We start from the raw sequence: 24,573 nt of genomic DNA on the forward strand, positions 1-24,573 counted from the left end.
TACCTTTCTATAGGGTACTACGAAATTAATTCCATCTTTAGTGATGACAAATTCACGTGTTGTATATCTTATGTTCCTTAATATATTGATACACCGTTTTCGGCAACATATATCGAGTGGACAAGCCATGGCGCAATCGATGACGCAATTCCGTGGCAGATAGCTTCATTTCTGGCACTTCTAATATATGAATGTGACCGCCTTGTTGAGTAAGCCATGCGATACTTTCACCAATATCGTTCGTAGCACCAGGACGAATAGCCCCGATGAACTCGCACATATCTAACAGTTCTTCTATATATTTCCAAGTTGGTAAATTCTGAATCGTATCTGTACCAGCAATGAAGAAAAATTCCGTAGATGGTCCATACACATCATGAAAATACCGCAATGTATCAATGGTATACGATTTTCCTTCTCGCTGCATCTCTACATCAGAAACCACAAAATTCGGATTATCCAAAACCGCTGCACGCACCATTTCTAACCGATATTTCGCATCAATCACATCTGTCTCTTTATGCGGTGGTTCCTTTGCTGGTACAAAAATGACACGATTCAAGTCAAATGCTTCTGACGCCATTTCTGCAATCATCAAATGCCCTAAGTGGACAGGATTAAAGGTGCCTCCCAAAATGCCAATTCTCTTTTTCTTATCTGCCATGTAACCACGCCCCTATACACACTAGTGATACCACACCTAGTATGGTTAATACGATGCCATAAGACTTCCATTCATAAGCCCCTTTAGGTGACTTCATATACTGAAAGTAAGCTTTTAGATATGTAAGTTTCATCGTACCTGTCCATGACCAAAGACGAAATATTTATAACTAGTCAACGCATCTAACCCCATAGGCCCTCGAGCATGTAATTTTTGCGTACTAATACCGATCTCAGCCCCTAAGCCAAATTCAAAACCATCTGTAAATCGTGTAGATGCATTCACATAGACTGTGGAGGCATCCACTAAGTTCATAAATCGTTCTGCCTCGGTTGAGTCTTCTGTAATAATCATTTCAGAATGTTTTGTACCAAATGTATTGATATGAGTAATAGCATCATCAATGGAAGATACCACTTTAAAGTTCACAACATAGTCATTATATTCTGTAGACCAATTGTCTTCAGTGGCAGGTTTCACCTGAGAAGATAAGCTTTGAATCTGTGTATCTCCATAGATGGCAACGCCTTTTTCTTCTAGCATAGATACAATTTTGGGGCCTAAATCTTGTAGTCTTCCTTCATGTAACAGAATCGTTTCCATTGCATTACATACAGATGGCCGCGACAGTTTTGCATTTTCCAATACCTGTAATGCCATCGCTTCATCTGCAGTGGCATCCACATAGCCATGCACAACACCGCTCCCTGTTTCTATAACAGGAATTTTACTATTGTTGACCACAAATTGAATCAATCCTGCTCCACCACGTGGAATCATTACATCAATCCATTTACGTTGTGCTAAGAATTCGCCTACAGCTTCTCGCTCAAGAATAGACACTAATTGAATCAATTCTTTAGGGGCTCCACACCGTTCTAAGGAACCTTGCATGATATGTACCATCGCCTCACTTGTGTGGTATGCTTCTTTACCACCACGAAGTATGATAGCGTTGCCTGTTTTTATCGCTAACGCTGCTGCATCCACTGTTACATTGGGGCGTGCTTCATAAATCATACCAATAACACCGATAGGGATTTGGCGCTTTTCAATACGCAAACCATTGTCTAAAGTTCTAGTTTCTAGCACTGTACCAATAGGATCCCGTAAGTTAGCTACCTGACGAACACCTTCACAAATACCTTGGATTCGTTCCTTCGTCAAACGAAGCCGATCCATCATTACAGATGGAACTCCATTCTCTTTAGCTTGGGAACAATCCATAGTGTTCGCCTCTAAAATAGTTGGGATGTCCGTTTCTAAATCACGAGCAATCTGTTCCAAAATACGATTCTTATCTTCTGTACTCAGTACTTGTCCCGCCATAGAAGCTGACCGAGCTGCTTTGCCTAAACTTTCAAAATATGCAGTATATGGATTCATAATTTACTCCTGTCGTAAGACAACTAAGTTATCTCGATGCACTACTACATGATAGGTATCACGAACACCAAGTATAGTAGGAATATCCTGTGATTTACGTCCTTTAATCTGTAACAAGTCAGATAGATTAAAGTTCACAATACCGCGGGCAATTTCTTCTCCATCGTGAACGATAGATATGGTATCCCCTTCTTCAAATTGTCCTTCAGCAGATAGAATACCTACTGGTAAAATACTAGATCCATTAGTGAGTAATGCATCACGGCATCCCTTATCTACATGAATGGTACCTTGTAAACGTGTGCCAAATGCCATCCAACGCTTTTTAATTTGCGGTACATCTCGATGAGGCCAGAAATGCGTGCCTCGTTCTTCTCCATTCATAATAGCTTTAATACTATCTGGATGGTCACCAGAGGCGATAATCATATGAACTCCAGAGTTCGTTGCAATATGAGCAGCTTGAATCTTCGTATACATACCACCAGTGCCCAAAGAAGACCCTGCACCGCCAGAAATTTCATAAATGTACGGTGTAAGAGCCTCTACTTCATGGATTAATGTAGCATTAGGATCTGTAGACGGATTCGCTGTATATAGACCTTCAATATCCGATAAAATAATCAATGCATCTGCATCAATAATGCTAGCAATGTTAGCAGATAATGTATCATTATCACCAATTTTAAATTCATCGATAGCCACCACATCATTTTCATTGATAATAGGAATAACTCCTAATCCGATGAGGGCTGTCAATGTATTCCGGAGATTCAGATAATGACTACGTTTCACCGTATCTTCCCGTGTTACCAAAATTTGCCCTACTGTATGTCCATACTCAGCAAATAGTTTTTCATACATATGTAGCAAGATACCTTGTCCCACAGAGGCGGCCGCTTGTTTTAACGCAATATCATCGGGTCTTGAAGTGAACCCCAATGAGGGAAGACCGGCAGCAGTAGCCCCAGAAGAAACTAAAATCATTTCTTTTCCTGCATTGGCTAAATTACAAATTTGGCGGACTAACACTTCCATTTTATCAATGTTAATGCGTCCATTTGCATGGGTTAGTGAACTTGTTCCTACTTTAACAATCACTCGTTTCGCCTGTCGTAACTCTTCTCTCATCGCTTCACCTCATACGGATTGATTATCTTGGCAACTCAATTTTTGGATCTTTTGCTTTTTTATACAATATACCATTATGTCCAATGATTTGTACTAATTCTGCTCCTAACATATCTGCTAAGTGAGGCAAAATTTCTTTTGGATCCTCTAAACAGTTGTTTAATACTTTTACTTTGATTAATTCACGTTTAGTAATAGCAGCTCGTGCACTGTCGATAACAGGATTTTCCAATCCCCCTTTACCAATCATCACCACTGCCGGCATAGTGCTTGCTAAGGCACGTAAATATCGTTTCTGTTTACCTGTCATTCTATCTCCTAATCATGGAAAGTAAATCGTTGATCTCCGATGACTACTTCATCGCCATCTTGGATGCCACGTTTTTTCAATTCCGCATCTAAATCCATGTAACGCCAAATCTTTTGGAATCTTCGCAACGCTTGTTCATCATCAAGATTTGTCATTGCCACCAATTTCTCAATACGAGAGCCACTGATAATATAGGATGCATCATCGCCACGAGTGATGACGAAATCTGTATCTGGTTTAGCTTCATAGTATACAGTGTCATCCACCACTTCTGGTTCTGGCACATAGTTTTCTACATAGTACCATGCACGTTCTACTAATGATGGCAACCCTTCTCCAGTCAATGCATTCACCGCAAATACTTCATAGTCTTGATCGGCGAAGTACTTTGTCACTCTTGGCAATGTTTCTTCATCTTGTAACAAGTCTGTTTTGTTCAATACAATCAATTGCTTTTTCTTGCTTAATTTTTCGCTATATTTAGCTAACTCTTCGTTAATTTTATGAAAGTCTTCAATAGGGTCACGACCTTCTAATCCAGATACATCTAATACATGGAGCAAAATATTACTACGTTCTACATGACGCAAGAAGGAATGTCCTAAACCAATACCTTCACTAGCGCCTTCAATCAAACCTGGAATATCTGCCATGACAAAACTTTTACCTGGTGCTACAGAAACTACCCCTAATACTGGAGTTAATGTAGTAAAATGGTACGCAGCCACTTCTGGTTTTGCAGAAGATACTTTGCGGATAATGGAGGATTTACCCACGCTTGGGTAACCCAATAATCCAACATCAGCCAACACTTTAAGCTCTAAGTTTAACCAACGTTCTTCACCTGGTTCCCCTTTTTCAGCAAAGGTTGGTACACGGTTAGCACTTGTTTGAAAGCGTGCGTTACCACGGCCACCTCGACCACCTTTGGCAACCATGTAGGTTTGTCCATCTTCCACTAAGTCCGCCATTAATTTACCAGATTCTTCATCCGTTACCGTTGTTCCTAAAGGAACAGAGACGATTAAATTTTCAGCGCCACGTCCATGCTTGTTGGCACTCTGTCCAGCACCGCCTGTGTCGCCTTTAAATTGACGTTTATATCTAAAATCAACCAATGTATTGATATTTCTGTCAGCTTTTAAAATGATGTCAGCACCTTTACCGCCATCTCCACCATTCGGTCCCCCTTGTGGTACATATTTTTCTCGACGGAAACTACTCATACCGTTACCGCCATCTCCCGCTTTCACTAATATACGGGCACGATCTATAAACATATTTTTTCCTCTAGCCCTATAGATAGAGCGGCCGAAGCCGCTATATCATAGAGTTTTTACAATTTCAATAGCACGTTCCATTTGCACATCCTCTTCAGGATTTGTTTTGGACGGCTCCACAACTTCATCTGGTTCAATACCAATACCATCGATAACTCTATCATTTGGTGTATGATAGCGAGCGATAGTAACCTTTAAACCTTCTTCATCAAGGCCTTGTACTACGCTCTGTACAGTACCTTTGCCATAACTTTTTGTGCCTACAATGGTACCTGATTTTGTATCCTGCACAGCACCAGCAATAATTTCTGAAGCACTTGCAGAATTACCATTAATCAACACAACTAATGGAATGAGAGGATAGTCTCCTCTAGACATATAGGCTGTTGTTTTACCCCGTCTCGTTTGTACCGTCACAATCGGTCCTTTCGGCACTAAATATTGTCCAATACCATGAGCTGTCGTAATTAAGCCACCCGGATTATCACGCAAGTCTAAGACTAGCCGTTTCATCCCTTTAGATTGAAGTTCCTCATAGGCTTTCGTAAATTCATCTACTGTTTTTTCAGCAAATTGGGTAACACGAATATAACCAATATCTTCGGTTAGCATTTGCCCTTTTACAGTAGGCATTACAATCGTTTTCCGTTCAATGGAAAGCTCTTGTTCTTCCCCATTGCGAAGGATACGAAGCACCACGAAAGTGCCCTCTTCACCGCGAATACGATTCGCTACGTCTTCTTTTTCAATATCAGACACGGGTGTGCCATTAATAGCAAGGATTTGATCTCCTTTTTGAAGGCCTGCCGCTTCCGCTGGTTGTCCTTCCATCGTAGCGCCTACTTTCAGAGTTTTTCCATCGGAAAAATCTAGTAATAGGCCAATCCCACTATAGGTAGAGGACGTGTGCATTTCCAGCTCTTTCATGTCATCCTTGTCTAAATAGACAGTATGTTTATCATGAGTGCCTTTTACTAGGCCTTTCAACATATTCACAAAGAGTTCTTCTTTGGCTGGTGGGTCCATCGCCCATTGGGTAGTGATAAAGTAGGTGTACCCAAATTTAGCAATTCCCAACGGAGACCCTGAGATATACCAAAAGAAAGCGGTTAAGCCTATTAAAAAGGTAAGTATCCAAGTCAATGCAATGAGCAAATAATATTTAATGAGATCTTTAATGCTCTCATGTTCAAGGTCATCTTCTATGCTGATAATATTCCCTGCCTCATCTTTTGTAATGACTTCATATCTTACGCCTAACAGGTAGGTCTTAGCTTTATGCCAAATAGATGTTTTTTTCTTATCTTCCATAGTCTCCTCTATAAGTATCCCATCGGATCTGTTGGTTCACCATTAATACGCACCTCAAAATGAAGGTGTGGACCTGTAGAACCACCGGTATTACCTGAGTAGGAAACTACTTGACCTTTCGATACAGTTTGGCCCGGGCTTACCGCTACATCACTATTATGAGCGTACAAAGTAGACATGCCATTTCCATGGTCAATGATGACAGTATATCCATATCCGCTGACCCAACCAGCTTCTACGACAACCCCACCATCCGCTGCATGCACAGGTGTACCTTCATCTACACCAAAGTCAGTGCCCGCATGTAAACGACGTGTGCCATAAATCGGGTGAATACGCCAACCAAAGTCAGACGTAATAGGCGCCACCACAGGGGCTGCTAATTGACCAGATCCTTGTACCCATGTAGCACCACCGCCACCACCGCCTTGGCTTGCAGCCGCTGCTGCCGCCGCTGCACGTTCTGCAGCCCGCTGTTGTAGCATCGCAGTAATGCTTGCGGAAGACGCCATTAACTCATTATACGCACGCTCAGCCGTATCTCGGTCATTCATAGCCCGTTCTAACACAGCTTGGCGTTCTGCTTTTTTCTGATTAATTACGTTTTGCTTTTCTTGCGCTACTTTTTCTAGTTCTAATACTTTAGCACGATCTTCTTCTAATTTAGCTTTTTTGCTAGCAATTTCTTCTCGCTCCGTTTTAATCGTGTTGATCAAATCCATATCGGATTGTAGAATGCGTTTCAACATTTCCATACGGTTTGCAAAGTCGCTAAAATCTTTTGATCCCACCACTACATCTAAATAGCTTAAACGACCGTTGATATAGATATCTCGTACTCGTTTATAGAATACTTTTTCACGAGACTGCAAGCGGGCTTGTGCTTCTTTCAATTCAGCTTCTGTTTTTGTAATATCTTTATCTAATTGAATCCGCTCTGCCTGCACTTGTTTTAATTCTGCTGTAGCAGTATCTAAATCACGTTGTATAGCATGTAACTGTTCATATACGGTACCAATCGTTTTTTCAGCTTCTGACTTTTTATTCGCTTCATTTGTTATTTGTTGTTGAATATTTGACAACTGATTCGTTAAGTCTTCATCTTGTGCTTGATACCAATACGGTGTAGCCATCATGATAGAACCGCATAGTAAACTAGTTACTAGTGTTACAGTTTTTTTCTTCATCATTCCTACACTTTCATATATTGTTTTAACGAAATAGTACTACCAATAGCACCTACTAATATACCTACACCTACTAAGCCAGCTGACAATTGATAGATGAATGGCATCATTGGTACTAATGGCATAAAAGCAAAGTTGGAAATCACTTCCACCGTAATATAGCGATAGAATTGCCATGTCGCAACACCTGCAATAGCACCACCAATAGCGCCCAAGAACATACCTTCCAATACGAAAGGCCAACGGATAAACCAGTTCGTAGCCCCTACATACTTCATAATTCCAATTTCTTTACGACGTGCGAACACAGTCAATCGAATGGTGTTGGAAATGATAAATAAGGTAGCACCCGCTAAGAAAGCAATTAACACAATGCCGCCGATACGGATAATTTTTGTAACTTCAAAAATTTGCTCAATCACATCTTGTCCATAATGGGCACTTTCAACTTCTGGATATTTAGACACCACTTCTGCTGTAGATTTTACTTGGTCTGGTGTATTGAAAGTCAATACATAGGACGTTGGTAATGGGTTATGTCCATCTAGGGAGTCTACTAATTGCTGTTGTTCCCCTAAACGCTCTTTAAAGCGTTTCATAGCTTCATCTTTTGTGACAAATTCAATGTCTTTTAGCTCTGGCAAGGCTTTTAATTTTTTACCTAATTCCATCACTTGCGGTGTTGTTAAATTGTCCTTCAAATAGATACTAATTTGCACTTGGCTCTCTAAATGGGATGCCAAATTGTTAAGGTTCACAACACCACAAGCAAACACGCCCAAGATAAACAAAGACAATGTGACCGTGGAAATAGATGCTAAGGACATCAATCCATTGCGACGCATGGATTTAATGGCTTCTTTTATATAATACTTAAAAGTTCTAATTTTCATGGAATGCGGCCCCTCTCATTTGATCACTCACAACACGACCGCCTTCTAAGGCAATCACTCGTTTGTTCAGATAGGACACCATATCCATATCATGTGTTACCATCACCACGGTTGTCCCAGAGTTATTGATGGCTTTGAAAAGGTCAGAAATATCACGACTCGTCTGAGGGTCCAAGTTACCTGTTGGTTCGTCTGCAATCAACACCAATGGTTTATTTACAATAGCTCTAGCAATAGCAACCCGCTGTTGTTCCCCACCACTAAGATCTTGTGGCAAATCATTGGCCTTATCGCTTAATCCTACCAATTCCAACACATTGTACACTTTTTCTTGAATTACTTTCGGTTTTTCTTCAATAACTTCCAAAGCGAAAGCAATATTTTCAAATACTGTTTTTGATGGTAATAATCGGAAATCTTGGAATACAATACCTAACTTTCTACGCAAGTACGGTACTTTACTAGATTTGATACGTGTTACATCAACATCATTCACAATAACCGTTCCAGAATCTGGTGTGACTTCATGTGAAAGTAACTTAATAAATGTTGATTTACCTGCTCCAGAATGCCCACAGACTAATACGAATTCTCCTTTTTCAATATGAATCGATACATCCTCTAAAGCAACAGACCCATTGTCGTATACTTTATGGACATTTCTAAATTCTATCATTCTATCATTCCCTTCCTATTTTCGCGCTATTCCTCGTTTGGTAGCTGCTACAATATCAGCTGCTGTTAATCCATATTTTGCCATCAATTCTTTCGGTGTACCAGACTCACCAAAGGTATCTTTCACACCAACGAATTCCATTGGCACTGGGTATTCTTTCACCACAACTTCTGCCACAGCACTACCTAAACCACCAATCACATTATGTTCTTCTGCTGTGATCAATAGGCCTGTCTCTTTCGCTGCCTTTACAATCGCCTCTGCATCAATAGGCTTAATGGATGCCATATTGATAACACGTACAGAAATACCTTCTGCTTCTAACGTAGCCGCTGCTTCTACGGCTGGTCCCACTAAGGCACCGCAAGCAATAATTGTTGCATCTTTGCCATCACGTAATTGTTGAGATTTGCCCGGCACAAATGTGTAACCTTCTGGTGTCACATCTTCTACGCCAGCACGGCCTAAGCGCACATACACTGGACCATGGTACTCCGCTGCCCAAGCAATGACTGCTTCTGTTTCTGCTGCATCTGCTGGTACTACAACAGTCATATTAGGCAATGTACGCATGCAAGAAATATCTTCTAAACTTTGGTGTGTCGCACCGTCTTCACCGACAGTAATTCCTGCATGAGTAGCACATACTTTTACATTTAATTTTGGATAGCACACAGCGTTACGCACTTGTTCAAATGCACGGCCGGTAGCAAACATAGCAAAGGAAGATACAAATGGCACTTTTCCTGCTGCTGCTAAGCCAGCACCTACAGAAATTAAGTTTTGCTCTGCAATCCCTACATTAAAGAATCGTTCAGGATATACTTTTTTAAATTCATCAGTTTTTGTAGATTTTGATAAATCTGCATCTAATACAACAATATCTTTATGAGTAGCCCCCACTTTTACTAAGGCTGTACCATATGCTTCACGAGTCGCTTTTCCCATGATTACACCTCCAACAATTCCGCTACAAATTTATCACATTCTTCTTGTGATGGCGCTTTACCATGCCAGCCTGCTTGGCCTTCCATAGCTTGTACACCTTTCCCTTTAATAGTATTCATAATCGCCATAGTCGGTTTATCTGTAGTTGCTTTTGCTTCTGTAACTGCTTCGTGTAAAGCATCAATATCATGACCATCCACCACGATCACATGCCAACCGAAAGCTTTGAATTTTTCATCAATTGGCAATGGACTCATAACTTTTGTGATGTCACCGTCGATTTGCAATCCATTAAAATCTACAAACGCTGTTAAGTTGGACAATTTATAATGCGCTGCAAACATCGCTGCTTCCCATACTTGCCCTTCTTCTAATTCTCCGTCACCTAGTACAGAGTACACACGGTAAGAGGCTCCATCAATTTTACCTGCCAATGCCATACCACAAGCCGCGGAAATACCTTGTCCTAAGGAACCAGTGGACATATCTACCCCTGGAATGTATTTCATATCTGGATGACCTTGTAAGATATGGTCAATTTTGCGCAAGTTTAGTAATTCTTCTGTTGGAAAGAACCCTTTTTCTGCTAATGTAGCATACAGAGCTGGTGCAGCATGTCCTTTAGATAAGACAAAACGATCGCGATTTGGATCTTTCGGCTCATTTGGATTTACATTCATTTCTTGAAAGTACAACAAGCTCATCACATCAGCAATGGACAAAGATCCTCCTGGATGACCAGATTTCGCTGCTGTTACAGCTTTCACGATGTTTACACGAATCGCTTTTGCTTTTTCTTGTATCAATTGTTTTTGTTCAAGTGTTAACATACTATACCCTCCCGTGTTATACACAATTCTAAGGTAAATTATTTATCATGCAGCATGCCAATGGCAATGCGGGCATTCTCTAATGCATTTCTTCGTAATTCATGGATATTTTCTAGCACGGTTTCTGTGAAATTGCCTCGTTCCAAAGCCTCTACTGTACGTGCCACTATAGGTTCTACTTCTAATGTATGTAAATCACCTACTGGCACTTCACCAATCATATGAAGAAAGTTTAAAATTTTAGGGTCATAAGAGATTCCTAAACAAGGTGTTTCCATTAACGCACTAAATACTAATGCATGGAGCCGTACACCTATCATGACATCCACAGAGCCGCTGAGCGCCAATAACTCCGTAGTACTATACGCATCCGCTAGAACCGTGGACTTTGTTTTCATCAGGTTAGCAATCGTTTCTGCTTCCATCGTATCTTCCCGATGTTGCATAGGTATGAATACGATTTGCGCATCCTTTGTGGTCTGGATTTGGTCAAGGGCCTCTGCCAATGTTTCTTGATAGTCTATACAATCTTTCCATGACCGTACAGATACTCCTACAATCGGTCTATCCGCAGTCACTCCATAGGATTCTAGCATCTTACGCCCCACCGTGGTATCCACTGGATGCATCCCAAGTACCGCATCAGCGGTCACTGTAATCGGTACGTCGTGAATACCTAGTGAAAGTAGCTCTTCTTTTGAGGCATGGTCCCGTACGGTAATCTGGGACACTTGATTCAATACGTGTCCCACCGTGGTACGGGCCAAGGATTTACGCAAAGGACCAATGCCTTGGGCATAAATCATCACTCGTTTTCCCAATGTATTCACTAAAGCAATGATGCTCAAGTAATAATACAAACTACGAGCACTTGTTACATCCTGCAACAAACTACCGCCGCCACTGATGAGCATATCGCAAGAATACACCGCTTGGTAGATCTTCCACATATCAAATCGACCAATAGCTTTCACCTTGTGGGTGCTCATAGTTTCTACAGGATTTCCAGAAATCACCGTAATCTCAGCCTGTGGTTCTAGTTCTAGCAACGCTTGCAAAATAGAACTCAATAGCGCTTCATCTCCGGCATTACCAAATCCATAATAACCGGAAATGAGTATCTTACACATGGCTTTCACCTCGTCCTTGGAACCAACGAATGCCATAGCCGATGAAACGTACCGCTATAATCGCTACTAAACCGATGACGATACCTAATAGCAATCCATCATAACCACGAGCAATAGACATAAACACTGGCGTGCGCAAATGACAGAATGTTTCCACCATAGATGCAATACCTATGACTGCCCCTACGGATAAAGCAAAGTGTAACACCATCGGAATCCTACGCCCTACTGCATAGGCTGCCAACATAAATGCGGGATGTCCGATTAAAAATTCTTTTTCACGAGGTCGAGCATACATAGTATTTTCTAAAAATCTACGTAAAGCGAGTTCCCAAGACGGTACTGGTACACCTGCTGTATGACCACTGCGGCCCACAAATACATAGGCTACCACCGCTAAGGCTCCCACGATTAATAAACTATAAACTTTAATATCAATTTGCACAAATTCTGTAATGAAAGATTTGATATCTTTCACCGAAGAAATAGTTCTACCTTTCCAAATTGGAAACCGTTGTAAATAAGCGATCGCTGTCAATACTACTGGCGCTACAAAGGTTAATTTTACACCATGGAATAAAGCAAATTCCATAAAGAACTGTGTGCTCCCTAACATAGCCGCAATGCTAATGCCACCAATAGCTGCAATCAAGGCTGCCACGACTAGATATACCACAGATTCTATGGTACTTCTCCAAGGGGATATGCCTGTATGGTTTCGTTTCGACCAACAATCAAAAATCATCGTCATCGCCAGTACCGGAGCAGATATAGCTGCCACCAATGCCCATGCCGACATAATTTTTGTACCTGTAGTCATCAAGTAAATTCCCACAGAAAGGACACTTCCTACTACAAATAGACCGAGTAAGTACGGCTTACGTAGACGTATAAATTGTCCCAACGTTAACGTAGCCAAGCTTATGACCCCTGTCATCGTTAACAATCGCAACAAAGTATTCGGCGTATACACAGGATAGATAGAGGCTTCCCCTGTAGTAAAGCCACGAGCTTGTAATTTATCTGTTACTTGTTTCGCTACAAATAATGTTGTTTCTAAAGCTGTTTTGTTATCTACGCCTTGTTCATATAATGGGAACAAGTTGTAACGGATATTTCGTTCAATATCACTGATGTAGAACCATTGCACTAGTTCACCTGGTGTCAGCTTACGTACTTCTTCTTTCGATACAGTGTACAATCTACCTACTTTATAGTGATTCGCATTAGCCATTTCTAAGAACCCAGCTTGTGGAAAGTATTGCAATTGGTTTACCGCTTCAATGCCAACTACAGGAATATGGCGTGCTTCTAATTGTTCTAACGTACGATCTACATGCAGTGGATATCCCAAGGCTTCTTTACCTACAAAGACCATCCCCGTTATGTTAGGAACTCCCTCAAGACGTTGGAACACATGGTCCACATCTTCTACAGTCACTCCTTTATAGTTCGTTGGACGTACAATGACATGGAATCCTAGGTTCGCCACTTCTTGAGCTTGCAATTTAGAAATACCTAAATTCATATCTTTCAAAGAATCACTTGGCAATGCTAATCCTAACATAGGGCCTAATGATGTTTGCAATACATTGACTTTATCTTTGCCTAAGCGGCGCACTAAATCTTCCTGTACCTCTTGAAAGTAAGCTTCTTTACCGGGAATCACACCCACATAAGTCATGCCTGGCTGTGTACCTTCTACTTGTAGCTGCTGTAAATCATTAGAACTATACATGTGAATATGACCTGCATCTTTTTCTTTTTGCAGAGTTCTATCATAAATCGCTAAGGCAGTAATACCGGATTCTTTAGCCGCTGCCACAGCCTCCGGCAAGGAACGTTTCTCATAGGCATTTGCACGGAGCAATCCATCATAGTCAATGATGTTTTCAATCTGCTCCTGCTGTGCCTCAATATGATGTCGTTCTTTCACCAATACAAGGCCACTCACAATGCCTACACCTAGAAAGGCCAATAAAATCCATGTGTAAATAGATATTGTCTTTAATTTCATAAGCCCTCCTATTGTGCAACAGGATGCACAAATACATGAATTTCTTCACGTCCAGTTTCTACACGATCCAATTGAACAGGAATCGGGAACTTTCCAAAATCATAGAGAGGAATTGATTTCACCACACCACTAGATAAGCGGTTCAAACTAGCTCCACCAATGGACAGCTTTTCTGTAGCAAACTGCAACGTGTTGCCTTCAATTTCCAATCGACCTTGGATAGTTACCTTACCAGAAAGGAAGCCTCCTACATCGATACGACCACTCATGACAACGCCACGACCAGAAATCTCCACAGTTTCAATAGATAACCCTTTCGCACTGGAACTAGATAAATGTTGTTCAATGTATCGTTTCAAATCATCTTGATGGATAACCCCTTCAATATGACCTTGTCCGAAACTCGTAAAACGCAATTGTTGGTCGAAAAATAATTCTTTAGGCTCAATTTGAATTTGACGTAGGTCAAATGTTAAGCGCTGTAATTTTAGCTTACCTAAGGTAACCCCATCTAAGGAACCTCGAAATGAATCAATCTCACCCAATACTAACTTGAATCCTGGAGAAGATTCAACGCGCATGGACTGTGTTTCTGGATGCAAGGCACTTTCTAATCTTGATTCTACTTCATGACTCACAAGAGTAGGTAACAAAAAGGATGATCCTCCGATGACGATACCCCCTAGTATCAAGACAAATAGTATTGTTTTAAAAAAGAAATTTCTCACGGTCACTCCATTATATTGTTAAATTCGCTTCTTTCTTCAAGAATCCTTCCATAAATTGATCTAAGTTGCCGTCCATGACAGCCTGTACATTACCTGTTTCCACGCTAGTACGATGATCTTTTACCATATTGTACGGATGGAATACATAGGAACGAATTTGGCTACCCCATTCAATGGCTTGATAGGTACCACCTAATTGTTCCTTCAGTTCAGCTTGCTTTTCTAATTCTAGTTCAAATAATTTAGCACGCAATAATTTTAAACATTGCTCTCTATTTTGAATTTGTGAGCGTTCACTTTGACACTGTACAACAATCCCTGTCGGAGTATGTGTCATACGCACGGCAGAGTCTGTTTTGTTGATGTGCTGTCCACCTGCACCGCTAGCACGGTATGTATCTACCTGTACATCTTTCATATCCAAATTAATTTCTACAGTCTCATCAATTTCAGGCATCACATCGACAGCACAGAATGATGTGTGACGACGTGCGGCAGAATCAAAAGGAGAAATACGAACTAAACGATGTACGCCTTTTTCAGATTTCATATACCCAAAAGCATTTTCCCCTTTGATAAGGAAGGTCGCACTTTTAATGCCCGCTTCATCGCCTACTTGTTCATCCATGAGAGAAATGCTGTATCCTTGTTTTTCTGCCCAACGCAAGTACATCCGAATCAGCATAGAACACCAATCTTGCGCTTCCGTACCACCGGCACCAGCATGAAACGTAAGGATGGCATTATTCTTATCGTATTCACCACTTAATAAAAGCAATACTTCTCGGTGCTCTACTTCATGGGTCAACTGCTCTACCATCGCAGTCAGTTCCCCTTCCATAGATGTATCTTCCTCATCAATGGCCATTTCTAACATGAGCTTTGCTTCTTCCACATCTGTAACAAGCTTTTTATATCCTTCCACAGCATCTTTTAATTGTGTCGCCTCTTGAGAAATATCACGTGCTGCATCTGGGTCATTCCAAAAATCAGGGTCACTCATTTTTATATCTAATGTCAATATGCGTTCTTCTTTTTGAGCGATGTTAAAGTGAATCCCTCATTCCAAAAATACGCTCCTCTAAATTGTCGATGGGACCTTTTAAGTCTTCTAACAATTTATTCACCTCTTTCTTTCATTCTATACAACAAATGGCCGCACAGGAGATGTATCACCTCGCTGCGTGGCCATGAAAGTCTAGTCTACGTTTTGTGGTTCCAACACGTCTTCATGGTGGGTCTTAGCATCAGCTAGATGATCAACCGGTTCTTCTTCTGCTATTGTGTCCACATTAATTTGGATTCGGTATAAATACATAATTGTTTCATCCGTAATAGCTTCTTTCATACTTTCGAACATGTCATAGGCCTCAAATTTGTATTCTACTAATGGATTTTTTTGTCCATATGCACGTAGGCCAATCCCTTCTTTTAACATATCCATAGCATCCAAATGTTCCATCCATTTGCTGTCTACCACTTTAAGCATGATGGCTTTTTCAAGCTCACGCATATTGGCTTCCCCAAATAAGGATTCACGTTTTTCATACTCTTTGTGAGCAATGTCGATTAAATGTTCTTGCAATTCTGCACGACCATATTCTTCCATTTGCTCCACTGTTAACATACCTGGTTCTAAGAAGTAAAGTTCTAAGTGTTTTAGTAAGCCTTCATAGTTCCATTCTTCTGGATATAGCTTTTCATCTGCATATTGATTTATGGAGTTGATAATCAAGTTATCAACCATATGCAAGATCGTTTCACGTAAGGATTGGTTATTCAAGATCAAACGACGTTGTCCGTATAATACTTCCCGTTGTTGATTCATAACATCATCATATTCCAAGATATACTTACGAATATTAAAGTTATGATTTTCTACTTTTTTCTGTGCTCGTTCGATGGATTTAGTAATTAAAGAATGCTCAATTGGCTCATCTTCTTCCATACCTAATTTATCCATCATACCAGCAATATTATCTGCGCCAAAAATACGCATTAAATCATCTTCCAAAGATAAGAAGAATTGAGAGGAACCATTGTCCCCTTGACGACCAGAACGACCGCGTAACTGATTGTCGATACGACGACTTTCATGTCGCTCAGTACCTAAAATGTGCAAACCACCTAATTCAGCTACACCTTCCCCTAAGGAAATATCGGTACCACGGCCCGCCATATTCGTGGCAATTGTTACCATACCATACTGACCTGCATTCGCAACAATTTCTGCTTCTTTTTCATGATGTTTCGCATTCAATACATTGTGAGGTACGCCTGCTTTTGTCAACATATCACTAAGCATTTCAGATTGCGTAATGGAGGTAGTACCCACCAAGATTGGTTGCCCTGTTTTATGACGTTCCACTACATCGCGAACAACAGCACGGTATTTAGCATCTTTTGTTTTAAAGATTAAATCTGGCATATCCACACGTGCCAATACTTTATTTGGTGGAATTTCGTATACTTCCAAACCGTAAATATTGTTAAATTCTTGTTCTTCTGTTTTCGCTGTACCCGTCATACCAGACAATTTCTCATACATACGGAAATAGTTTTGGAATGTGATGGATGCTAAGGTTTGGCTTTCACGTTCTACACGTAGGCCTTCTTTTGCCTCAATAGCTTGGTGCAAGCCATCAGAATAACGACGACCAAACATCAAACGACCAGTAAATTCGTCAACGATAACCACTTCACCATCTTTCACAACGTAATCTTTGTCACGTTCCATCATGGCGTACGCACGAAGGGAGGCACTCAATAAGTGATTCAATTCTAAGTTAGAAGAATCATACAAGTTTTCAATGTGTAACATTTTTTCAACTTTTGCAATCCCTTCTTCTGTAGGAGCTATGGTTTTTTGTTTTTCATCGATGGTGTAATCTTCATCTCGCACTAAGTGTGGCACTACTTTCGCTAATTCATAATAGCGTTCCGTAGAGCGTTCCCCTGGACCAGAAATAATGAGCGGTGTACGTGCTTCATCAATCAAAATGGAGTCCACTTCATCGACGATAGCATAGTTCAACGGGCGTTGCACCATTTGGTCTGCATGAACAACCATGTTATCACGCAAATAGTCAAAGCCGAACTCATTATTTGTACCATAGGTAATATCTGCCCCATAGGATTGTTTCCGTTGGTCATAATCTAAACCAGCTACGATTAAGCCAGTAGATAACCCTAGGAAATTATATAAACGTCCCATCCATTCGCTGTCACGTTTCGCCAAGTAATCGTTGACTGTTACCACGTGCACGCCTTTACTAGATAAAGCATTCAAATATACCGGCAAGGTAGCTACTAATGTTTTACCTTCACCAGTACGCATTTCTGCAATATTGCCACGGTGCAATACAATACCACCAATCATTTGCACGTCAAAGTGGCGCATACCCAATACACGTTTGGATGCTTCACGAACCACAGCAAATGCTTCTGGTAAAATATCATCTAATGTTTCACCATTCGCCAATCTTGCTTTGAACTCTTCTGTCTTTGCGCGTAAAGAAGTATCACTTAACGATAACAATTCTGGTTCCAATCCATTAATCTCTTCAACAATGGATCGAATCCGTTTAATTTCTTTTGCATTTTTATTGCCCAATAGTTTTTGTATAAAACCTAACAACTATCTCAACTCCTTATATGTGGAAAGTTTCAATTAAAGACTATGTATCTAGATTATTATAGCCTACTAGCAAGTAATAGTCAAAAAGAAGTGATAAAAAGGCGGTAGCAAGTTTATGATTCTATACTATATAAAAAAGATTAGACCGTGGCATTCACAGACTAATCTATCCATTTCTTTATTCAATTTAGAAACATGACTTACTATACATCAAGAATATAGGAATTACAGTTTCGATATTTACAGAACCATACTACACTCAAGCCGTCACATATTTTTTGGACGTACATATCAGTTTGAGACATTTACAGAATTACACTACTCTCAAGCCTCCCACTGTTGTATCGGCAGGAACCGATAGTTTGAGACATTTACAGAATTACACTACTCTCAAACCCCTGCTCCTTAACAAAATTATACTATTTGGTTTGAGATATTTACAGAATCACACTACTCTCAAACAAACGTGACCAAGCCAAAATCATATGGGAAGTTCGAGATATTTACAGAACTACACTACTCTCAAACAACGTATTAGGGGAAAACTATGGTAGAGCCGTTTGAGATATTTACAGAATTACACCACTCTCAAACTTACGGAAGTATTGGCGGACTTCTGCACAGGTTTGAGACATTTACAGAATTATACTATTCTCAAACCCGACCCACAATTCTTGCCCTTGCCCCACAGTTTGAGACATTTACAGAATAACACTACTCTCAAACAGCGCTTGTGCTTTAATTTTCTTGCGTTCGGTTTGAGGCATTTATAGAATTACTCTACTCTCAAACTCATGAGCATGTCGTAGATATGGGTGTGATGTTTGAGACATTTACAGAATTACACTACTCTCAAACGAGGGTACAAGATCAGGGCTCTTCTTCGAAGTTTGAGACATTTACAGAATTACACTACTCTCAAACTGAGGTACTACCGCAAGATGCCGACACCATGTTTGAGACATTTACAGAATTACACTACTCTCAAACTATGGAATACATTACTCGTGAAGGCAAATAGTTTGAGACATTTACAGAATTACACTACTCTCAAACCACCATTTGCCATTACGTTACCAGTATGAGGTTCGAGACATTTACAGAACTACACTACTCTCAAACTCTAGTAGTAACAGTAGTTGCAGCATTAGGGTTTGAGACATTTACAGAATTACGCTACTCTCAAACCCCAACCCCAAATACGAGTCCAAAGTTCCAAAGCTTGTCCAGTCACCACCAAGTGTAATCCTGTAAATACCGTTATATCAAACAAAAGTCACTATCTAAAGTATACCCATTAATTAAAGATTTATCAATATCATGCAGTCTATATGCGCCAGATGATATGCATAGAATGCATAACTGTTTTGCTAATATAGTGTTAAAAATTGATGTAATTTAGACACCGTATCGTGCAACTCTTCCATCATTAAATTACTCTCTCTGTTGTATCTAAAACTTCCGACTGCACTTCTCCAGTCAGTATTTCCATTTTAGAATATTGCTTTTCTGTCACTGTTAGTAAACAAATATTCCCCTCTACAGGCTTATGTTCTCGAAGTTGTTTCTCTAACAATTTAACACTTGTCGTATTTAACACCAGTTTCACATACACCGATTCTTGTAACATAATAAAGCCATTCACTAATAGAAACTTGCTGAAAATACAGCTTTTACCTTAGCTTTTACTAACGCATTGAGAAGCACGGCAGTTAAACTTACTGCCGTAGATTCAATAATCACCATGTAAATCTCATCAATAAACACTTTCTTTATATCGAATCCCTGCCGAACAATCATATAATTCATCTTAAAATCAAGTTTTGATTGCTTAGTTATAACTACCGTGCGCCAACTCATAGTATCTCCTATTTTATTTTAATTTCATTTTCATATAAACCTGTAATAGATGTTGTGATGACACTAAAGCTTTCAGTATTAGATACATTAATACCGACTGTAGATCTTGAGCTTTTTATGTTAATCAGCTCTAAATTTCTAGTAGTTTTAAAATTAGTAATAATATTAAGTATTTCCATTAATATAGTAACTTGATTTTCTAAAGATAACTCGCAAAATTTATCAAGCCCTATCGTCTTAAATTCCTCTATTTTATTTCCTTTTAATTTAATAAATAAAGGAGTAGAAAGCTTATCCATAAAAGCTTGATATAGTTTTTTATTATCTTCTGCTGTAACATATATTTCATTGCCTAAATATGTAGTTGTAATATTATGAATATCAAATGTTTTAGGATTTTCTATTTTTTGATATTCAACTTTTTCCAGCAATTTAATATAAACACTAATATCATTATCTAATACTAAATCTATAGCACAATCTACGCAGACTTTATCTCCAGTTCTTCCTCCTAAATAATATTTAAACCCATTAATATTAACTAAACTACCAATATAAAGACCTCTATACATGACTTCAGCGAATTTTATTTTTTTTGCGTCTTTCGCGCCTTTAATATACAGTGCAATAATATCTTCTCTGAGACATCCTTGATTAGAAACATATAATGGAAGTGGGAAGATTTCAATCTTCTCTTTATCCCTTATATCTACAATTTTTAAAATAACATATTCAGCGATAGTCATTTTGGTTCTTCCACCATATTTTTCCACATCGCTTAAATGTATGTCCGACGATTTTAGTGGCAAATACACACCTCGTTTGGCTACACCTTTTTTGTACACTGTTTCATCGGATAGTCCCCCTTTTTGTGGTACTGCTCGCTGTGTCACTCGAACGTCATTACTCCGCATCATCGTTTTGACAGCATCCATACTAACCTGTGGATCCCAAATGATACTATCTTTATTTTCTGTTGATCGAATTTCCTTTTCAAACATCTTCGTCAAATTATAGGTTCGATGAGTGCCATTTTGTTTAGCAAAGCCAAAGAAGTTCTTTGTAAATTTTTCATGGTATACATTGCCCACTACAATATTTAGATATGCATCTTTTGCATGATGATGGTGATTGATGGATCTCACTTTAATAAAGCCATTTTTACTTCTAAAGTCAGATACATTTTCTGCTTTTGAGAATACCACATCCGTATCTGGGTACAATTGACGTAATAATGTTGTCACCGCCTTAATAGATTGATTCGTAGAGACTAATTGGCGATTAATAAACTGATTTAACTCATCATCGGTTAATGGTTCTACTCGCACTAGACGATCATATTTCTTTTCAGAAATAAATCCCCGGTCCCACAATAATTTCCAAAATCCCTTTTGCTTCGCCTGAATCGCCTCATAAATCGGGAATCTGTCTGTTTTTTCCGCATTCAATCGCTTCTCAACCAGTACAATATTATGCCAGCTATCATCTTTCGTTAATCTTTGTGGATAAATATGGTCGATATCATACTTATCAGTAAATAATTCATGAATGTCGATTCTACGACTAGAATACATGCAACGACCCATTTGCGTGAAATACAAATATAATTTTTTACTATTCAAGGCAGAATCTTCTTTAGATTCCAATTCTTGTTGCAACACATGTACATCTTCATCTTTAATTTGTTTATATAACTCTACCAACAGTGCTTTTCTAGACTGAGTCCGTTTTTTATCCGCTTTATTTGTGCGAGCTACTTCTACGAAAATTTTCTTCGGTATTTCTTTGCGAATCGATACTACTTCATCAAGGATACGCAATGTTTGCCATACACTACGTTTTACCATTGGCGACAAAGACAAATCTTCTAGCATTTCAAAGGCAGTTTTTTCTTTGGCTCCCAATACTTGTGTCACATACTCTTGGATCACATCAATGAAAGAATAGGAAGAGCTTAATAGTTGCATCAAATTCTCCTGCCCCTCACGCATATGCTCAATGATAGTACCTGCTTCTGCGTCATCATCGTTCTTTTTCATGCCCCAAATATCGGACAAGAATTTTCTAGACAATTTGCCCCAACCTGTATAGGTAAGTTTTCCTAATTTTTTAATTTGTTCTGTAGTAAGACGATCTCCATAATAGTTTTTCAACACTTGCCGCAACATATCTTTACTTTCACCAAAGATAGTGATATATCGAATGATATCTTCTGCCATAACATGGTCAAACTGTTCTCCTAGGATACGAGTCATATCTTTGTGGGATGTTAATTTCGTAGCAATTTGTTGGTCCATGCCCGTAATGATAGGCGGTTGTGACACATAGTTATTATCTACTAAATATTTTGCGACCACTTTTTTCGTAGCTACTTTACTATCTTGCAAGGACATAAAATGGTCTCTGATAAATGCTTGTTTCACATCTGCAGGTAATGGTTTATCGTTGACACGAATATTGTTCAATTCATTCAGCAAAGAAAACTCTGCATAAAGCAAGGAATATTTAGGTAACACATCTTGGTCGATTAAATAAGTACATTTGTTAGTTAAGTTTTCAATGAATTTAACCGCCGATGCTTGGACGTCAACTTTTTGTTCAAAATTCCACGGCAATACCTGTCCTGCTTCTTTACGAACAACCCAAGCAAAACCACCATTTTCAAAGGAATGTGCTGGATTCAATGGCCCCACATAATAGGGGATTTTAAATTCTAAGATAGATATAATTTTATCCTCTACCGTCAATCCATCTTCCACTTTATTTAAAAATGGAAAGTTCACCTTAGCCTTGTCTAGGATGCGCACTAATTCTTCTTTGTGTAATTGATAAGGCACTACGCCATTTTTACTAATTCGTTGGAGCGGTAAAAATACGCCTTCTTCTATCTTTTGTAATACTATCTCCGTATCTTCTGTCGATGGCAAAGCGGATACTATTTTTTTCACGTATTTGAAGAAATCTTCTTCTGTAGTCGATGTGTTTCCAGTAACCCCTTGCTTAATATATTTCACATAGTTGGCGCCTTTATCCACGTCTGCCACAAACATGGCGTCATATAGTTTTCTATCATCTTTCAGCACAGATTTCAATAATGCTAAATCTTCCTTATGTTGCTGATAGGATTCTATTTTTGCCTCTGAAAGTGATTGCCCTGGTTTGATAATAGAGCTAATAACGATGATATCATGTAAGACTTTACATTGATCCACTACGGTAAATTTGTCGCCCCATACCTCCGTATAGGCATCTCGCACGTCATCATAGATGATCTTGCTAAGACAAATATCTTTGAACTCTTTATCCTCTGGTACCGCTATTTCAACATCTTCTTCGGTGAAAAGATCCAGTAAATTTGCTTTTAATCCAACGATTAGATTACCCCACGCTTTCAACCGTTTTTTATCGATACTAGAAAGTTTTTTCCCATTCCCGATAATAGGCTCTAATTGTTTTACCGTATCACTACGCCCTACCCCTCTATCTAATAATAGAGATACTACAACGCTAAGTACACTTTCATTATTTATGTATGTACCAAATCCTAACTCTGATAAAGTAGATCGTACTACTTCATTAATTTCTCCATCCACGGAAAATTCTTTTTTACCATATAAAAAGTTGCCACGGTATTTTAAGATATGATGAATAGCCAAGAATAACAAGCGAATGTCTTTCGTGCCTTCTGTCATCAAATGATTGCGTAAGTGATAAATTGTAGGAAATTCCTTGTAGTAATCTACATCAGTGTACTCTTTATCCATGAATAAAGTATATTTCACTGGATTCGTTTTATCTTCTACATGGTATTTTGATTCATGAAGACGCATGAAAAATGTTTCATCTACCGCATTAATTTCTTTAGCAAATAATGACTCTAGTAAAAGTAATCGAAACTTACGACGTTGTAAACGACGACGACCTGACCGTTTCATACGAGTATCTACTGCGGTTTGCGCCTCTGTAAACAGCCTAGAGCCCCACATTTTATGAGACTTGAACTTCAATAATTCATACTTTTCATTTGTTACAGCCCAACCAACAGAATTTGTACCAATATCGAAACCAATAAAATAATTGCCCCTTTTGAAACCTTTGTGTTTGCAAATCTGATTCTTGTGTTTGTCAAAATCACTCATTGTACTTCTCCTTTTCCATACAACATAACCGGCCTCACACAATGCAACTGTAAGTATTCATTACCATACCTCAAAATGAATATTACTATATATTATTTAATTTCATTATACTACTTAAAAACACTTGACTCCATATCTTTTTTTGTATACAATAAAAGCATCTCAAAGACGTTAGAGATATTTACGTTTGAGATATTTACAGAATCACACTACAAGTTCAAATACGAATTTATTTTCATCGCCCTTAGGGCACCCACTGTGGGTACTTAACTCAATTCATTAGGAATTGAGTTTTTTTATTATCCTTCATTGACAGCGCGATACCACACATAGATTTTAGTACGTGATACTAGAGACTAAACAAATTATGGCTCTATAATAAATGTTGGGGCTACTCATATAAGAGTAGTCACCAACATTTTTTTGTTGCAATAAAATAGACATAT

At 39.1% G+C, this 24,573-nt stretch carries 19 protein-coding genes and 1 CRISPR repeat array; all 19 genes read right to left on the minus strand.

What is annotated here, in order from left to right; translation table 11 throughout:
• Nucleotides 1-52: 52 nt before the first annotated feature.
• Nucleotides 53-664, minus strand: a complete 612-nt coding sequence (nadD, locus tag EO121_RS06775; protein WP_127166952.1) for a nicotinate-nucleotide adenylyltransferase — start codon at nt 662-664, stop codon at nt 53-55.
• 129 nt (nt 665-793) lie between these two features.
• Nucleotides 794-2,050: a glutamate-5-semialdehyde dehydrogenase gene (locus EO121_RS06780; protein WP_127166954.1), complete on the minus strand. Its 1,257-nt coding sequence runs from the start codon at nt 2,048-2,050 to the stop codon at nt 794-796.
• Between the two features lie 3 nt (nt 2,051-2,053).
• Entirely contained in the window at nt 2,054-3,181 is a 1,128-nt protein-coding gene (gene proB, locus EO121_RS06785) for a glutamate 5-kinase (RefSeq protein ID WP_127166956.1), read from the minus strand.
• A 22-nt stretch (nt 3,182-3,203) separates the two neighbouring features.
• Complete coding sequence (gene yhbY / locus EO121_RS06790; protein ID WP_127166958.1) at nt 3,204-3,491, minus strand: ribosome assembly RNA-binding protein YhbY; 288 nt, start codon at nt 3,489-3,491, stop codon at nt 3,204-3,206.
• Between the two features lie 8 nt (nt 3,492-3,499).
• Nucleotides 3,500-4,771, minus strand: a complete 1,272-nt coding sequence (gene obgE / locus EO121_RS06795) for a GTPase ObgE (protein WP_127166959.1) — start codon at nt 4,769-4,771, stop codon at nt 3,500-3,502.
• Nucleotides 4,772-4,816: 45 nt separating this feature from the next.
• Complete coding sequence (locus EO121_RS06800; protein ID WP_127166961.1) at nt 4,817-6,082, minus strand: S41 family peptidase; 1,266 nt, start codon at nt 6,080-6,082, stop codon at nt 4,817-4,819.
• An 8-nt stretch (nt 6,083-6,090) separates the two neighbouring features.
• Nucleotides 6,091-7,269: a murein hydrolase activator EnvC gene (locus tag EO121_RS06805; protein WP_127166983.1), complete on the minus strand. Its 1,179-nt coding sequence runs from the start codon at nt 7,267-7,269 to the stop codon at nt 6,091-6,093.
• Between the two features lie 5 nt (nt 7,270-7,274).
• Complete coding sequence (ftsX, locus tag EO121_RS06810; protein WP_127166963.1) at nt 7,275-8,162, minus strand: permease-like cell division protein FtsX; 888 nt, start codon at nt 8,160-8,162, stop codon at nt 7,275-7,277.
• On the minus strand, nt 8,152-8,838 hold the full coding sequence (gene ftsE, locus EO121_RS06815; RefSeq protein WP_127166965.1) for a cell division ATP-binding protein FtsE: 687 nt from the start codon (nt 8,836-8,838) through the stop codon (nt 8,152-8,154). Before ftsE ends, ftsX begins: the two co-directional genes overlap by 11 nt.
• 15 nt (nt 8,839-8,853) lie before the next feature.
• Nucleotides 8,854-9,786, minus strand: a complete 933-nt coding sequence (locus EO121_RS06820) for a transketolase family protein (protein WP_127166966.1) — start codon at nt 9,784-9,786, stop codon at nt 8,854-8,856.
• Nucleotides 9,787-9,788: 2 nt separating this feature from the next.
• Nucleotides 9,789-10,616, minus strand: coding sequence for a transketolase (locus tag EO121_RS06825; protein WP_127166968.1), 828 nt, complete (start codon nt 10,614-10,616; stop codon nt 9,789-9,791).
• A gap of 38 nt (nt 10,617-10,654) precedes the next feature.
• Nucleotides 10,655-11,782 carry a polysaccharide pyruvyl transferase CsaB gene (csaB, locus tag EO121_RS06830; RefSeq protein WP_240629405.1) on the minus strand — a complete coding sequence of 376 codons (1,128 nt, stop codon included), beginning with the start codon at nt 11,780-11,782 and terminating at the stop codon, nt 10,655-10,657.
• Nucleotides 11,739-13,763, minus strand: coding sequence for a DUF5693 family protein (locus tag EO121_RS06835; protein WP_127166972.1), 2,025 nt, complete (start codon nt 13,761-13,763; stop codon nt 11,739-11,741). Before EO121_RS06835 ends, csaB begins: the two co-directional genes overlap by 44 nt.
• Nucleotides 13,764-13,771: 8 nt before the next feature.
• Nucleotides 13,772-14,497 (minus strand): LmeA family phospholipid-binding protein, encoded by a 726-nt coding sequence (locus EO121_RS06840; protein ID WP_127166974.1) that lies wholly within the window; start codon nt 14,495-14,497, stop codon nt 13,772-13,774.
• A 4-nt stretch (nt 14,498-14,501) separates the two neighbouring features.
• A protein-coding gene (prfB, locus tag EO121_RS06845) for a peptide chain release factor 2 (protein WP_240629408.1) occupies nt 14,502-15,609 on the minus strand; the annotation gives its coding sequence in 2 pieces (ribosomal slippage) (nt 14,502-15,551 and nt 15,553-15,609; 1,107 coding nt in all).
• Between the two features lie 80 nt (nt 15,610-15,689).
• Nucleotides 15,690-18,128: a preprotein translocase subunit SecA gene (gene secA, locus EO121_RS06850; protein WP_127166976.1), complete on the minus strand. Its 2,439-nt coding sequence runs from the start codon at nt 18,126-18,128 to the stop codon at nt 15,690-15,692.
• A gap of 238 nt (nt 18,129-18,366) precedes the next feature.
• A CRISPR array of direct repeats spans nt 18,367-19,316; the repeat unit is 36 nt; unit sequence GTTTGAGACATTTACAGAATTACACTACTCTCAAAC.
• A 241-nt stretch (nt 19,317-19,557) separates the two neighbouring features.
• On the minus strand, nt 19,558-19,773 hold the full coding sequence (gene cas2, locus EO121_RS06855) for a CRISPR-associated endonuclease Cas2 (RefSeq protein WP_240629406.1): 216 nt from the start codon (nt 19,771-19,773) through the stop codon (nt 19,558-19,560).
• Nucleotides 19,773-19,988, minus strand: a complete 216-nt coding sequence (locus EO121_RS06860) for a hypothetical protein (protein ID WP_240629407.1) — start codon at nt 19,986-19,988, stop codon at nt 19,773-19,775. Before EO121_RS06860 ends, cas2 begins: the two co-directional genes overlap by 1 nt.
• 8 nt (nt 19,989-19,996) lie before the next feature.
• Nucleotides 19,997-24,127 (minus strand): type II CRISPR RNA-guided endonuclease Cas9, encoded by a 4,131-nt coding sequence (cas9, locus tag EO121_RS06865; RefSeq protein ID WP_127166977.1) that lies wholly within the window; start codon nt 24,125-24,127, stop codon nt 19,997-19,999.
• Nucleotides 24,128-24,573 lie beyond the last annotated feature (446 nt).

Source organism: Veillonella sp. CHU732, from assembly GCF_003992085.1.
GTDB lineage: Bacteria > Bacillota > Negativicutes > Veillonellales > Veillonellaceae > F0422.

Coding starts and splice junctions, on each gene's coding strand:
- EO121_RS06860 (WP_240629407.1), bottom strand. CDS start 19,988: ATGAGTTGGCGCACGGTAGTTATAACTAAGCAATCAAAACTTGATTTT.
- EO121_RS06825 (WP_127166968.1), bottom strand. CDS start 10,616: ATGTTAACACTTGAACAAAAACAATTGATACAAGAAAAAGCAAAAGCG.
- ftsX (WP_127166963.1), bottom strand. CDS start 8,162: ATGAAAATTAGAACTTTTAAGTATTATATAAAAGAAGCCATTAAATCC.
- yhbY (WP_127166958.1), bottom strand. CDS start 3,491: ATGACAGGTAAACAGAAACGATATTTACGTGCCTTAGCAAGCACTATG.
- EO121_RS06800 (WP_127166961.1), bottom strand. CDS start 6,082: ATGGAAGATAAGAAAAAAACATCTATTTGGCATAAAGCTAAGACCTAC.
- csaB (WP_240629405.1), bottom strand. CDS start 11,782: ATGGCATTCGTTGGTTCCAAGGACGAGGTGAAAGCCATGTGTAAGATA.
- proB (WP_127166956.1), bottom strand. CDS start 3,181: ATGAGAGAAGAGTTACGACAGGCGAAACGAGTGATTGTTAAAGTAGGA.
- EO121_RS06820 (WP_127166966.1), bottom strand. CDS start 9,786: ATGGGAAAAGCGACTCGTGAAGCATATGGTACAGCCTTAGTAAAAGTG.
- EO121_RS06805 (WP_127166983.1), bottom strand. CDS start 7,269: ATGAAGAAAAAAACTGTAACACTAGTAACTAGTTTACTATGCGGTTCT.
- cas9 (WP_127166977.1), bottom strand. CDS start 24,127: ATGAGTGATTTTGACAAACACAAGAATCAGATTTGCAAACACAAAGGT.
- obgE (WP_127166959.1), bottom strand. CDS start 4,771: ATGTTTATAGATCGTGCCCGTATATTAGTGAAAGCGGGAGATGGCGGT.
- EO121_RS06780 (WP_127166954.1), bottom strand. CDS start 2,050: ATGAATCCATATACTGCATATTTTGAAAGTTTAGGCAAAGCAGCTCGG.
- EO121_RS06835 (WP_127166972.1), bottom strand. CDS start 13,763: ATGAAATTAAAGACAATATCTATTTACACATGGATTTTATTGGCCTTT.
- nadD (WP_127166952.1), bottom strand. CDS start 664: ATGGCAGATAAGAAAAAGAGAATTGGCATTTTGGGAGGCACCTTTAAT.
- ftsE (WP_127166965.1), bottom strand. CDS start 8,838: ATGATAGAATTTAGAAATGTCCATAAAGTATACGACAATGGGTCTGTT.